The organism is bacterium, from assembly GCA_023150945.1.
Classification (GTDB): domain Bacteria; phylum Zhuqueibacterota; class Zhuqueibacteria; order Zhuqueibacterales; family Zhuqueibacteraceae; genus Coneutiohabitans.
This window is the reverse complement of record JAKLJX010000031.1, coordinates 32,211-46,406: the sequence shown is the minus strand read 5'-3', so window position 1 is coordinate 46,406 and position 14,196 is coordinate 32,211. Positions and strand designations below refer to the sequence as shown.

The window sequence follows — 14,196 nt, the reverse complement described above, 5'->3', positions numbered from 1 at the left end:
CTTCACGAGCGATCGTACTTGATCAGATCTTCGAAGCGCTTCTTGTTGTTGGCATTGTTGAGCGCTTCTTCATAGGAAATCAGCCGGCCGCGATAGAGCCGCGCCAGGTCCTGCTCCAGCGTGATCATGCCCTCGTTGCCGGACTGCTGGATGATTTGATAAATCTCCTCCGTGTGATTGTTGCGAACGGCGGCCCGCACCGAGACGTTGGCCACCATCACTTCCTTGGCCAGCACGCGCTTGCCGTCCAGGCTGCGCACCAGCTTCTGCGAAATCACACAAGTCAACACGCTCGCCAAACGCTCGCGAATGCGCGGCTGCTCGTCGGGCGGCATCTCGCCCAAAATGCGGTCGATACTCTCCACCGCCGAGGAGGTGTGCAAGGTCGCCATCACTTTGTGGCCGCTGTCCGCCGCTTCCAACACCGTGGCGATGGTATCGGGATCGCGCATTTCGCTGATGACGATGATGTCCGGATCCTGCCGCAAACCCTGCACCAGGCCTTCTTTGAAGCTGCGCACGTCCCGCCCGACTTCGCGATGGCGCACCACACACTTTTGCGACACGTGAATGTACTCAATCGGGTCGCCGATGATCAGAATGTGGCCGTTGGAGGTGCGATTGTTGGCGTCGATGATCGTGTCCAGCGTCGCGCTCTTGCCGGCGCCGGTGATACCGGTCACCAGAATCAGGCCGCGCTTCTCATACTCCAGATTCATCAGGCGCGCCACCTGGCGGTGGAATCCCAACTCCTGAAACGGCCGCAGCTCGGGATTGATGCGCCGCATGCTGAGCGAGAGATGATTCAGTTCCCAATACACGGAAGAACGAAACCGCCGCCGGCCCAACGGCGTCACGAGCTGATAGGAAAAATCCAATTGCCGGCTGTTCCACAGCTCCTCCCGCTCCATCGGCGTGAGCAGATTGAGCAGCATGATGTTGGTCTCGATGGGCGTGAACTCGCCCATTTCCGGATGGAAGGGGCGCTTGACACCATAAACCCGATACCACACGAAACCGCTGCTGCCCACTGCCCCAAAATCCATATCGGAGGCGTCCTTGGCCTCCATGCTGATCATCAAAAATTCTACCGCCTGCCGGAGTTGTTCGCGGACTTCCACCGGCTGGCCGTCGAGCATCTGCCCGATGTGATTCATCAGCTCGACGCTCTCCGCGCGCATCGGAATTTGCGGGATCAGACGCGCCAGTACGTTCTTGGCATTCTGCAGTCGTTGATCTAACATGTTCGCCCGTTTACCACCAGCCCTTTCGCAAAAAATCAGAGGTAAGCTCCCTGCGGCCGGCTGCCGCCGGCCCACCTATTTCCAAGAAATCACACGCATCGGCGGATTGGTCGAGGCATAACGTGACACAAACTGGCGGTAGTAGGACGGAAAGTGTTGCACCGCCACATTGCCGCCGCTGCCGTCCAAGCCGCCCCACGCCACCACGCCGCCTTTGATCAAGCTTTCCGTCGCGTTGCCGCTGGCATAAACGACGCGTGAGCTGGTCTGCGGCAAATAGACCACGCCGTTGATCGTCGCGCCTCCTTCCAAAATGACGTTGCCACCAACGCAAAAAATGCCCCAAATCGTGCGGCCGGTCGCCACCCGGAGATCGCCCTGGACAATGGTGACATTGGGCGTCGTGCCGAAATAGTAGAAGCTGCCATTGGGGTAACCGCTGCTGGGCGTCAAGTTGCCGGGATACAGATGCAACTGCGAAGTCGCGCGATCGATGAGTTCGTCATCGTCGATCCTGGGCATGAAGGGCGCGTTTTGAATGATCAAGTTCTGGTTCACCGTGGCGAGCGAGTCCTTGGCGGTGACGCTGATCACCGTATCCTTGGCCCATACCGCGAAGCGATCGAACCCCCGGTCGAACACCGTGACCTCGGCCTGGCTGGTGGTGTCGAGATTGCCGCCGCTGGCGCGAATGCGGACGCGATATGGTCCCAGCGCAGCATCGTCATTCACGTCGTCGATCGCCACGTTGATCACGTTGCCGCCAAGCATGAGATCACTGTAGCCGGCGCGCCAGGCCGGGTTCAAATAGAGCTGATTGAGCGCCAGGTAGGCGCCGCTGGTGGCGGCATTTTTGGACGTGTAGCGCGCGAAGTGATCCACCAGCCGGCTGGAAGAATCGATGAAGCGTTGGTTCTTGCTGAGCGACAGCATGCCGAAGGAAGCGGCAAATCCGGCCATCAAAATGAGCAGCGTTCGTCCCATGTCGACCTCAATTCAAGACTCCTACTCTTACACCTACTCCTACTCTTACTGCTACTCCTACTCCTACTCCTACTCCTACTCCTACTCTTACTCCTACTCTTACTCCTACTCTTACTCCTACTCTTACTCCCACTCTTACTCCTACTCCTACTCCTACTCCCCCTCCTCCCCTCGCTCTTCTTCCAACCCCCAACCAAAACGCGACGAAACCAAAGCAGGCGAAAGCGAACGCAAAGGTGCGGAAATACGGAGATGCGCAAGGGAAAAAGTGACTTCAGTCGTCAACAAGGCCTGGGCCTCAGCAGGCCTGAATCACGCCAATCCGCCTGAATGCTGGCGTTCGCCCTGCCTGCGCTCTGGCTTTTCCTCTCCTGCGCCGTGCTCCCGCCTCCGCTGCGCTCACTGCATCACCAAACTCGGCGGCGTGAAGCGTCCCAGCCACACGAACTTGGGGTACTGGCTGTCGGCGCCGTAGTCACCCTCGATGGTCAGGCTCACCACCAGCGAGCGAATGGCAGCCAAATCAGTGGTGGCGTTGCCGGTCGAGTCATAGTACAGCACTTTGAATTCCGTCATGCCGGTGGAGATGACTTCGGCAGTGCCGCCGTTGACCACGCGATAGAGCACTTTGTCGTTGGGATTGGGAGTCGAGGCCGCGACCACGTCGGTGGTGGCGCTCAAATAGTAGCGCATCGTTTCCACCGCGCCGTTGCCGTCGCCGTCCAGCACGTAGCGCACGTCGGTGGCGGCCGCGTAGGTGATCATGTTCTGATGCGGATCATTCACGCCATAGCCGATCCGGGAGAAGTCATAATCGATCAATTGCACCACCGCGTCCATGTTGCCGTAGGCAATGTGATCGAGCACATCGAACTGCAAATCACGGCTGACGTCTCGATTGAACTGCTGGAACGACACCAAAACCATGCCGCCAATCACAACACTCGCAATCAACGTGATCCAGGATCCCATATCTCAACTCGAATGAAGACCTTCGATTCCTCGCCAAGAGCCCTGCCACCGCGGGGCACGCAACCACTGACACCCCTTTTTCCCCCGTAGCATACGCCCGGGCATTGCGTCATGCTGTCGGCCGCCACGACTGCGCCCAAAATCACCGCCGGGGGCAGCGCCAGCACTGACGCAAACGCCGGGCTACATGTTCACACCAAAATAACTGAAGACATGCTTCATAGTCACCGTCGTCCCTGCCGGCAGCCAACTGCTGGTGACGTTTACCGTCATGCGTTTGAGAAAGGTCTCATAGGTCACCGCGGAATCCGGATTGGCGTCACTGACATAATGCACCTGAATGGTAACGCTGAACGGAATGCCGCTGGTGCCGGTGAGGTTGGTGTTGGCGCCGTTGACGTAGATGGTCCGGCTGAAATTGTGATAGTCGTCGACGTCGTTGTAGCGCGGATACGACTCCGAGTTGTTGTGCCCCAGGCCGTTCCAATGGGTGAAGCCGTCGGGCATGTCACTGGCGGCGATCACACCGACGTTGGCGTCGAATTTTTTCGAGCGCGCCTCTTCGATGAACTGCTGCGCCAGCGAGGCCGCCGCCTGGTGCAACGACAGCTCCTGCAGGGCCTCGCGGCCCTCCACCGTCTGGCTGTTGATCTGCGTCATCAGCAGCGTCAGCAACACCATGCTGACCATAACCAACAAGAGTTCACGATATCCCATAATCTTCCGCTGCGTGTTTGAGCGTGAACCGCGGCGCGGCCGCCGCCCACCGGCTATTCGACTGTGGCCGCAATCACTTCTTCAATGGTGGTCGTGCCGGATTTGATGCGTTCCCGGCCGGAGGCGCGCAGGGTCAGCATGCCGCCGCGAATCGCCTCCTGGCGCACCATGTCTTCGTCGATGTTCTCGGCGTTCTTCAGAATGATCTGCCGGATTTCATGGCTGAACAGCAACGCTTCGGTGATGCACTGGCGGCCGCGATAACCGGCGTAACACTTGTCGCAGCCCACCGGATGATAGAACGTGGTCTTGCGAATCTCATGATCGGTGAACCCGATGAAATGGGCCATATCCACATCGATGCGGTCCACCGGCTGCTTGCAGTGATCACAGAGCTTGCGCACCAGGCGCTGCGCCATGATCAAATTGATGGCATTGGCGATGAGAAACGGCTCCACCCCCAGCATGTACAGCCGCGAAACCGCGCTGGGCGCGTCGTTGGTGTGCAGCGTCGAAAAGGTGATGTGGCCGGTGTTGGCCAGGCTCACTGCAATCTCGGCGGATTTGAGATCGCGCATTTCACCCACCATCACGATGTCCGGGTCATGGCGCAAAATCGAGCGCAGCGCCTGGTCGAAGTTGAGTTTGGGGCCGAGCTTCACCTGGCGCGCCCCGCGAATCAGGTATTCCACCGGCTCTTCCACCGTCACCACGTTTCGGGTGGGATCCATGATGCGGTGCAGCGCCGCCACCAGCGTCGTGCTCTTGCCGCTGCCCGTCGGGCCGGTGATGATGATCACGCCCTGCGGCCGGTGAATCGCCGCCTCGAAGTCGCGCGCCGCCTGCTCCTGCAAGCCCAGCAGATTGAGATCGGTGATCACCTTGCGATCATCCAGCACACGAATCACGATGCTCTCATAGCGCCGCTGCGATTCCGACACCACGATGGGCAGCACCGAGACGCGGAAACGAATGTGATAATTGTCGATCTTGCGCTGGATGTAGCCGTCCTGCGCGATATTGCGGTTGAAACGGTCGATGTTGATCGACCGGTCTTTGATCACCGCCGCCACCGCCTCCGGCTTCACCGAAGACAGCGCATGCCAGAGCTGCAGTTTGCCGTCGATGCGGAAATGAAACTCGGTGACGTTGCCTTCCTTGGGAATGATGTGAACGTCGCTCGCGCCCTTGCGCACCGCCTCGACCAGCGTGCCCTCGATCAAGTTGGTGAGCATGCTGCGGTTGATTTCCGCATCGAGGGCGGCCTCGTCGACTTTGTCCTCCTCCTCGGCGTTCACCACCTCGACGTTTTGCAGCGAGGCTTCGAGCTGCTGCAGGAACTCGTTCTTGAACGCCATCACGCGGTCGACCAGCGAATTGACCTGCTCCAGCGGGCAATAGGCGATCTCGATCTGGGTGTAGGGCAAATCTTTCAGCAGCAGCGGAATCTCGCGGTCCAGCGGGTCGGCGGCGACCACGGTGAGGATGTTCTTGTTGTTGGCGCTGGGGCGAAAAGGCAGGACGCGCTTGCTGAGCAGGCGGTTGCGCGCCTCCTCCGTGCAGGTGTCGATGGTCTTGCGGATGAAATCCAGTTGCGGATCGCCGATCTTCTCGTTGCCAAGATCGATCTCCTTGAAGGCGTACAGCTCGGCGATCGCCTGGTAGATGCGATGGCGGTCGATCTGAAAATCATCGACCAGTATCTGCTGCAGCCGGCGTTGCTTGCCGGCCGGCTCCTGGCGTTGCGCCAGAATGGCCTTTTCCCAAATGGTTTGGGTGATGATCTGCTTCTGCAGCAAAATCTTTCCGATGCGGACTCCCATCGGTTCCATGGCATGACTCCTTCACCGGAGCTGGGAACACCGGCTTCGTTGCGCCGCCGGTGCCGTCTGCCCCGGGCTTCCTGCCCCGGGCGCGGACAGCCTCACCGCCCCGGCGCCGTGGGCGTGCTGCCCGGCATGTTGGGTGAAACGAAACCGACCTCGGACGAAATCAACGTAATGCCGACGATCAGAATCGAAATGAAAACCGAAACCACGAGATTGATCACATCCACCACCCGGCCCATCTTATGGGTCGTTTCCTTCTCATAGAAATTGGCCAGCCGCAGCATGGCCTCGCGCAGCGTGCCGGATTCCTCGCCGCTGCGCAGCGTGTAGATCACGTTCCGGGGAAACACCGCCGACAGCTCCATGGCATCGCTCAAGCTGCGGCCCTCGCGCAACATCGCCGGAATCACCACTTCCTTGATCTGCTTTTCGATGTAGCGGTTGCGGCAGGCCTCGGAGGCGATGCTGATCACTTCGATGTTCTCGCCCGAGCCGCTGTACAGCGCGTGAAACACCCGCGCAAACACTTCCAGGCTGGTCTTGTGGATGAGCTTGCCGACCACCGGCAGCGAAATGACCATCCGGTGCCACACCACCCGGCCATTCTCACTGCGGAAATAGGAAACCAGGGCCACGATCGGCGCGACGATCGCCAGCACCACCCAGAAGACGTTTTGCTGAAAAAACTCGCTCACCTGCATGGTGGCGGCCGTCATCGGCGGCACCGCGATGTTGTATTTCAACAGCATGCCGGCGATCTTGGGGAAAATGTACATCACGTAGAAAATCAGCGCTCCGACCGCCGCCAGCACCACGAACGCCGGCATGAACAGCGTGCTGCGAATGTTCTTTTTGAAATCCGCGGAGCGCTCCAGGAACTTGGCGGTGTTTTCGTAGATTTCCGCCATGTTGCCGCTGGTCGAGGCGATGCTCAGCATGTGCGCGGTGAACTTCCCCAGCACGTCGGCGTGCTTGAGAAAAACCTGACGGCCCTCCTTGCCCATCTTGAGATCCTTGTGGATCTCCATGACCACTTCCCGGAGCCGGGGATTCTCCATGTCATTGGCCAGCATCGAGAGAATCTCGTCGAACGGGAACTGCTCGCGCAGCAGATCCGCGCACAGGCGAATGAAGACCACGATTTCCTTTTGCGGCACGCCCAGCTTCATGCTGAGCCAGTTGCGCCGCACTTCGAGGGGCTGGTAGCCCATGCGCACGAGCGAGTCGCGCACTTCCTCGGCGGTGAATGCGGTGATCTCGCCGCGCAAGACTTTGCTGTTCCCCGGCCGCCGCGCCCGGTACATGAAGGGCACGCGCTTGTGCAGGGCATGCACGCGCACGCGATATTCACTCGCGATCTCGTTGATCTTCTTTTGTGCTTCGAAGCGGTTTTGCGCCAGCAGGGTGCCCTGCAGCGGCTTCCCCGCGAGCGTCACGCCTTGATAGCGAAATTCGGCCATGCTGGATGCTTGATACTGGATGCTTGATACTGGATGCTTGATACTGGATGCTTGATACTTGATACTGGATGCTTGATACTTGATACTGGATGCTTGATGCTTGATACTTGATGCTTGATACTTGATGCTTGATACTTGATGCTTGATGCTTGATGCTTGATGCTTGATGCTTGATGCTTGATGCTGGATACTTGATACTTGATGCTGGATTCTTGATACTGGTTACTGGTTGCTGCTTACTGGTCCCTACTCTCTATCCCCTACTCTCTATCCCCTACTCTCTATCCCCTACTCTCTGCCCCCTACCCCCTACTCCCTGCCCCCCACGCCCTGCCAGGCGATCCTGCCAAACATAAAACAAGGAACAGGCCGGGGAGGCACAACCTGTTCCTTGCTTCTCACTGCGATCAGGGTGTCGTTGTCAGGCTTTGAATACTGTCCGGGGTGATGACTACGGTCACCACCAGCGGTGAGCCGTCGCCGTTGCCATCTTCCAGGCCGGTGCCGGTAATCGTGGCCGTGGCGGCGTCACCGCCACTGACGTTGTAACTGCCATTGACGTTGCTGCTGGGAAAATTGATGCGGCTGAGATTACCGTTGAGGCCGGCGAAGTTCCGCCCGCCGCCTCCCATGGCGACTGGCCGGCGGTACCAGGCTTGCGCCCGTGACGCAATATTCATGATATCATGAATGACGGCCTCCTGATTGGCCTGCGCTGCACCTTGTGAAAACAAACTGAGACCGATTAAGATGGCGGCGGCCACGACACCTGCGGCGAGAATGAGGAGTAAGAGCTGCTGCTGTCCCACGTTGCGTTGCTCCGGTTAGGGTCGGCACGCTCCCTGACAGCACATCCCATCCATGAATTTGGACTTCAACCGGCCATGCAAAAAGGGGCGGACGCAAATTGCAGGGCATCATCCGCCCCTTTCAGACCGATCATATGCTATTGCGTAATTGTCATCGTTCGCACGCTGTCAGGCGTTATGACCGCTGTGATGGTCGTATTGGCACCTGCACCATCCCCGTTCTCGACACCGACTCCGACGATCGTCGCCAAGTTTCCGTTGCCCGTGAAGGTGTAACCTCCATTGGCATTTGAAGCCGGGAAATTGATGCGTCCCAAATTGTTTGTTAAACCATCAAATGTGCGACCGCCGCCGCCCATTTGCACCGGCCGGCGGTACCAGGCCTGCGCACGCGAGGCAATGGTGAGAACGTCCTGCATGACCGCTTCCTGGTTGGCTTGCGCCGAGTTCTGCGCGAACATGTTGATGCCGAGCGTGATGGCCACGCCGACGATGACTGCTGCGAGAATGAGCAAGAGAAGTTGCTGCTGACCCATGATGCAGTGCTCCTGTGGTTGGGTTGGTTAACCGAAATCGCCCGGCAGATCAAAACCGCATGGTGATTTGTGAATGGCACAGCGCTGACCGGCCGGCGCTTTCGTTTATGTTGGAAATTGGCGAGAGGTAAAGAAACCGTGATCACTCCCCGGCTCAGCCTCCTTTCAAGCGGAAAGCTCAATGCGTCACGTCGAAGGAATCCGGGTAAACATCGACGACGATGCTCCAGTTGCTGTCATTGTGCAGCCGGCCGACAATGCGCACACTGCCGGGCACGCGATAAGACAAGTCCACCGTCCCCAAAGCGCTGGCGGGACGGTAGTGAATTTTCTCGAACGAAAAATCCGCGAAGGATTTGCCGCCGCCGCCCAGCAGCGCTGGGGTGTGATACCACGCCTGCGCGCGGGTGGCGAGATTGGCGACCATCAGCAAGATTTGATCCTTCTCCGCGGCATCGGCTTCCTCTTGAAAACGGTTCATGCCGACCACGATCGTGAACGCGGTGACCAGCGCCGCCAAAACCAGGAGCATCAGTTGTTGTTGTGCCATAGGAGCGCGACTCTTGGTACTGTTTCACGATGGTGACGAAGTTGGCGCCTTATAGTATACCCACTCCCTTCGGTTTGCAGATTGTCACGGCGCCAGGCGGTAACAAAAACGCCCATCAAGGAAGTCCGTCATCACTCCGTCGATGAGCGTTTTGCACAAAAAGCGAAAAGCATGTGCCTGCAGACGGAGGTCTGTGACTGCCGGCGCCATGCTTCACGCTCGACGATCTGCCCACGCAACATCACGCCCTCCTGGCTTGGGACTCACTTCCTGTGAGCTTCATCGGACTGCCATGTGGGCGCACTGGCAAGGTATTCGCTGTCCCTGTCAGAATACTATGAGCACCATCACCATGAACGCTTCTTGATTTGACAAATTCCATACCACCGTTTTGCGCCCGCCACCTCACCCTCTGCCGGCCAGCCGGCTTATCCAGATTATCAAGCAGTTATCAGAAAACAATCGCAGCGCGGCGGCACAATATCAGGAAGCATAGCCAGCCCGCCGCCATGTAAGTGCAAAAGATTTTCGCACCGCTGCGCGTTTTTTTTGCAGGGAGATTACGAAACGGATAGTCTATGCTTACAAATTGGTGACAATAACAGCAGCCGCGCCTGTGGCCGCGAGGGCTGTTCGTTTGCGATGTTCGCTTGCGATTTTCGTTTGTGATGTTCGTTTGTGATGTCTACTTGCGTTGTCATTTGCGCTTTCATTTGCGGTTTCAATCGCGTTGTCATTCCGTAGGAACCTTGTGAATAACTTGGCACCGCCTTCAGCCCCTGTAAGACCTTGTGAATAACATGGCACCGCCCTCAGTTCCTGCAATGCCTTGTGAATAACTTGGCACCGCCCTCAGTCCCTGCAACAGCGCCTTGAACAACTTGGCGCCATGCCCAACTCTTCACAAGCTCCCGACGGGATGACAGGGTGATATAGTGATCCCCTCGATCAAACATCCGCCCTGGCAGTCGTGTCTTCTGAAATACCAACTTCACAAAGGCTTGGTTTTGTGCCCAGACTCTTGCATTTTCCCGCTGCGGTTCGAGAAACGCGCCTGAAGCCAAAACCAAGCGCGGCATTCACCAACAGCGGCCGGGAGCACCGTCAACCCAACGCACAGGAAGGAACGCAGCGTGGTCATTTCCGTCATCATTCCGCTCTACAACGAACGCGCCACCATTACGACGCTGATCGAGCGCGTGCTCGCCGTGCCGTATGCCAAGCAAATCATCGTCGTGGATGACGGCTCCACCGACGGCAGCGCGGAGATCGCCGCCGATCTGGCCCGCACGCGGCCGCTGCTGCTGCTGTCGCACCCGCGCAATTTGGGCAAGGGCCAGGCAATCAAAACCGGTCTCGCCGCCGCCACCGGCGAGGTGATCATCATTCAAGACGCGGATTTGGAATATCATCCGGAGGATTACCCCGCGGCGCTGGCGCTGATCGAACAAGGCTGGGCCGACGCGGTGTACGGCTCGCGCTTTCTCGGGCCGCACCGCGTGTTCCTGTTCTGGCACTTTGTCGGCAACAAGCTCTTGACGTTTCTGGCGAACGTCATCACCTCCGGCATCCTCACGGATATGGAAACCGGCTTCAAAGTCATCCGCGCCGAAGTGCTGCGGGATCTGGCAATCCAATCCTATTCCTTTGACTTCGAAGTCGAGGTGACGATCAAGCTGTTCAAATACGGCTATCGCGTCTACGAAATTCCCATCACCTACACCGGCCGCGACTATCACGAGGGCAAAAAGATCACCTGGCGCGATGGTGTACGCGCGCTGCTGGCATTGTTGAAATGGGGGCTGCTGGTGCGCAGCCGGCGGCGGGAGGCAACGACGGCGCCCCGAGGCGGCTGAATCACAACTCAAAAGAAAATCGCCAGCGGATGGAAACAACCCGGCGGAGAAACCGCCCGGGCGCTCAGTCCAGAAGCGGGCACAACTCGAATAAACCGTGCTCTTGCTCGTGACGCAGCGCCCGGGCGCTGGTGTTCTCGGAGGGACGCCAATCTTCCTGTGTGTCGGATGGAATGCTGGCGAGGGCCTTACGGCTGGGTCAAATCAATCGTCAGCCGCGCAGTGTCGCCAGGCGTGATGCCGACCTCTCTGACCCTTTCCCCCCAACGCGGGTGGCGGATCTTGACTTCATTGCGGCCGGTGGGCAGCGGCACGGCTGCCGGCAAAGGAGTGGTCCCAGTAGAATCACCGTTGAGAAAAACCGTGCCCCAGGGTATGACGCGCAAATCGAGATAGCCGGTTTCAGCCGCGCTGCTGCCCGGCAGTGCCATTGCGGTTTTGGCTGAGCGCGCCGCGTTGCGGTCATCAAAATAGTATTCCTTGAGACCTTTGATGAAAAGCACGCCCGCGAGAAACATGCTGGCGCTCATGATCGCGGCCACACCCCAGCTCAACGTTGGAATGCGGCGGGGACTGGGCGCCGGCGCACCGGTGGCCGGCGACAAGATGGCGTTCGACTGCAGCACGACTTGAAAGTAGGTGTCGGGCGACTCGAGAAAATAGGCGAGATGATTGCGGTTGGTGGTCAAGCCGTATTTCTTCTCCAGAAAGCCGAGATCATCACTCACCGCCGCGGCGCTGCGATAGCGCTGGGCGGGATTCTTGGCCAGCAACTTCTGGCAGGTGACGATCAACTCGGGCGGCGTTTCCGGCCGCAGCTTCGCGATCGGCACAGGATCCCAGTTGACCACGTGCAACAAGGTAGCGGCGAGCGTGCGATTCACAAACGCGACTTCACCGGTGAGCATTTCGTAGAGCACGGCGCCCAACGAAAACAAATCGCTCGCCGGCCCCACCTCCTGCCCCAAAATGTACTCGGGCGACATGTAAGCGGGCGTGCCAATGGTCAAGGGATTATTGTCCGCCAGCTCGTGCGCCGAACCCAAATCACCCAGCTTCACCGTGCCGTTCATCGCCAGAAAAATATTCTGCGGCTTGATGTCGCGATGCAGCACCTTGTTTTGATGCACGGCGCCGATCGCCGCGGCCAGCTCTTTGGCGAGATAGATGCACAGATCGAGCGGCAGGCGCTTGTGCTGCTTGGTCAGCTCGTGCAGCGTGGGGCCTTCGATGTATTCCAGCACGATGTAGGGCTGGCCGTCGAGCGCGCCGGCATGCAGCGTGCGCCGCAGGTTGGGATGGGCGATTTTGGCGCTGATGCGGCTTTCCTGCAGAAACTGCGTGCGCCAATGTTCCTGCGCCGCCGCTTCCGGCCGCAGCAGCTTGATCAACACCACCTGGTTGTAGCGCGCATCCACCGCTTTGAACACGGTGGTGACCGGCCCGTTCTTCAGCTCGGCGAAGACCTGGTAGCCTTCAATTCTTTCCATCATGCCACTGCTTCTGCTTGTATTGAATCCAGCGCCGCGACACGCCCAGCCGCGTGGCCGCGTGCGTCACGTTGCCGCCGGTTTCGCGCAGCGTTTGCTCCACCAGCCGGCGCACCAACTGCTCGACCGTCATGCCCGCCGGCACGAGATGGCCGTTGGGCTCGGCCAGGCGCAAATCTTCCACGCCGATGAGCGCGCCCTTGGCGTGCACCACCGCGCGCTCGATGGTGTTGCGCAGCTCGCGGATGTTGCCGGGCCAGTGATGGCGGGTCAGCCGGTCGAGCGCCGTGGAAGAGAACCCGTGAATGTTCTTGCGATACTTTTCAGTGAACATCTGCAGAAAGTGCTGCACCAGCAGCGGAATGTCCTCGGCGCGCTCGCGCAACGCCGGCAGATAGATGTTCATGACGTTGAGGCGGTAGTACAAATCCTCGCGAAAGGAGCCGTCGCGGATTTTCGCCTGCAAATCCTTGTTGGTGGCGGTGATGATGCGCACATCGACCTTGCGCACGTGATTCTCGCCGACGCGCTTGATCTCGCCCTCCTGCAGCACGCGCAGCAATTGCGTCTGCAGCGTCAGCGAGATGTCGCCGATCTCGTCGAGAAAGAACGTGCCCGAGTCGGCGGTTTCGAACAACCCCTTCTTGTCGCTGATCGCGCCGGTGAAGGCACCTTTCTTGTGGCCGAACAGCTCGCTCTCCAGCAGCGATTCCGGCAGGGCGCCGCAAAACAGCGCCACGAACGGCTTTTCGCGGCGGCCGCCGTGATGGTGCAGCGCGCGCGCCACCAGTTCCTTGCCCGTGCCGCTCTCGCCCTGAATCAACACCGGTGCGTCGGAATCCAGCAGGCTGTTGATGGTGTCGAAGATCTGCTTCATCTTGTGGCTTTCGCCGACGATGCCGGCGAAGCCGCTGGCGCGCTGCACTTCCTTGCGCAACTGGCGGTTCTCTTCCTGCAGTTGCTGGTAAAGTTGCGCGTTCTCGATGGCGATGGCGGCCTGGTTGGCGAAGGTCATCAAGAAGGGAATGCTGGTCTGGGTGAAGCCGCTGCGGTGGTTGATGCTGTCCAGATAAAGCGCGCCGATGCGGCGTTCTTTGATTTTGAGCGGCACGCACGCGATCGAGCGGATTTGATACATGATGATGCTGTGCATGTCTTCGAACGCGCCTTCGCTCTGGGTGTCGTAGATCAACACCGCTTCGCCGGTTTGCAGCACCTGGCGCACCACGCTCGAGGAGATGCGCGCGACGTCTTCGATCTTTTCTTCGGTGATGTTGCGGGCGATGCGCACCACCGGTGTGCCGGTCTCGTTGTTCAGCAGGATGAAGCCGCGCTCCGCCGCCACGGTTTCCAGCGCGATATCCATGATCTTTTCGAGCAACATGTCGAATTGCTGCAGCGTGTTGATGACCGTGCTGATGCGCGACAGGGCGTCAAGCAGCGCCTCGCCGCTTTGACCGGTTTCGTTATCCATAAATCTTTGTCAGCGTCCAACGCCAAATCGTGGTGTTCAAATGAAAAAGCGCATCTCCGCTTCCCCGCACATCAGAAAGTCAGGCGATTGCGCCCGGGTCTTGAAGGTTTTGCTCCCACTCATCAAGGGAGGCAGACGGCTGAGAAGTGCAGCGTGATGCGGATGACTCCAACACAGAATGAAATTCTGAAAAATCTCCAACCGCAAAGACCCGCAGGCCCGAAAATGTGAAAGCTGTTTCGCCAAGCTTCTCCGGGTGACTTTGTGCCTTTGTG

Annotated in this window: 12 protein-coding genes; 1 reads left to right on the top strand and 11 read right to left on the bottom strand. The window is 58.9% G+C overall.

Annotated elements, in window-relative coordinates; translation table 11 throughout:
- Positions 1–2 precede the first annotated feature (2 nt).
- The 9 genes from tadA to L6R21_25490 form a co-directional block, all read right to left on the bottom strand.
- Entirely contained in the window at positions 3–1,244 is a 1,242-nt protein-coding gene (tadA, locus tag L6R21_25530; protein MCK6562575.1) for a Flp pilus assembly complex ATPase component TadA, read from the bottom strand.
- A gap of 75 nt (positions 1,245–1,319) precedes the next feature.
- Positions 1,320–2,228 (bottom strand): hypothetical protein, encoded by a 909-nt coding sequence (locus L6R21_25525; protein MCK6562574.1) that lies wholly within the window; start codon positions 2,226–2,228, stop codon positions 1,320–1,322.
- A gap of 399 nt (positions 2,229–2,627) precedes the next feature.
- On the bottom strand, positions 2,628–3,200 hold the full coding sequence (locus L6R21_25520; protein MCK6562573.1) for a hypothetical protein: 573 nt from the start codon (positions 3,198–3,200) through the stop codon (positions 2,628–2,630).
- A 183-nt stretch (positions 3,201–3,383) separates the two neighbouring features.
- A complete protein-coding gene (locus L6R21_25515; protein MCK6562572.1) occupies positions 3,384–3,917 on the bottom strand; it encodes a hypothetical protein in 534 nt (177 codons plus the stop codon).
- A 53-nt stretch (positions 3,918–3,970) separates the two neighbouring features.
- Positions 3,971–5,749, bottom strand: a complete 1,779-nt coding sequence (locus L6R21_25510) for a GspE/PulE family protein (protein ID MCK6562571.1) — start codon at positions 5,747–5,749, stop codon at positions 3,971–3,973.
- 92 nt (positions 5,750–5,841) lie between these two features.
- A complete protein-coding gene (locus L6R21_25505; protein MCK6562570.1) occupies positions 5,842–7,206 on the bottom strand; it encodes a type II secretion system F family protein in 1,365 nt (454 codons plus the stop codon).
- Between the two features lie 407 nt (positions 7,207–7,613).
- Entirely contained in the window at positions 7,614–8,015 is a 402-nt protein-coding gene (locus L6R21_25500) for a hypothetical protein (protein ID MCK6562569.1), read from the bottom strand.
- Between the two features lie 137 nt (positions 8,016–8,152).
- Positions 8,153–8,551 carry a hypothetical protein gene (locus tag L6R21_25495; protein MCK6562568.1) on the bottom strand — a complete coding sequence of 133 codons (399 nt, stop codon included), beginning with the start codon at positions 8,549–8,551 and terminating at the stop codon, positions 8,153–8,155.
- A gap of 178 nt (positions 8,552–8,729) precedes the next feature.
- Positions 8,730–9,101 (bottom strand): hypothetical protein, encoded by a 372-nt coding sequence (locus L6R21_25490; protein MCK6562567.1) that lies wholly within the window; start codon positions 9,099–9,101, stop codon positions 8,730–8,732.
- Positions 9,102–10,234: 1,133 nt separating this feature from the next.
- On the opposite strand from L6R21_25490, the gene L6R21_25485 reads away from it, so the two are divergent.
- Positions 10,235–10,957 carry a glycosyltransferase family 2 protein gene (locus L6R21_25485; GenBank protein MCK6562566.1) on the top strand — a complete coding sequence of 241 codons (723 nt, stop codon included), beginning with the start codon at positions 10,235–10,237 and terminating at the stop codon, positions 10,955–10,957.
- Positions 10,958–11,145: 188 nt separating this feature from the next.
- On the opposite strand, the gene L6R21_25480 is transcribed toward L6R21_25485, so the two are convergent.
- Together L6R21_25480 and L6R21_25475 are read right to left on the bottom strand one after the other, a co-directional pair.
- A complete protein-coding gene (locus tag L6R21_25480; GenBank protein ID MCK6562565.1) occupies positions 11,146–12,450 on the bottom strand; it encodes a protein kinase in 1,305 nt (434 codons plus the stop codon).
- Positions 12,434–13,921, bottom strand: coding sequence for a sigma 54-interacting transcriptional regulator (locus L6R21_25475; protein MCK6562564.1), 1,488 nt, complete (start codon positions 13,919–13,921; stop codon positions 12,434–12,436). The genes L6R21_25480 and L6R21_25475 overlap by 17 nt, the downstream gene beginning before the upstream one ends.
- Positions 13,922–14,196: the final 275 nt, after the last annotated feature.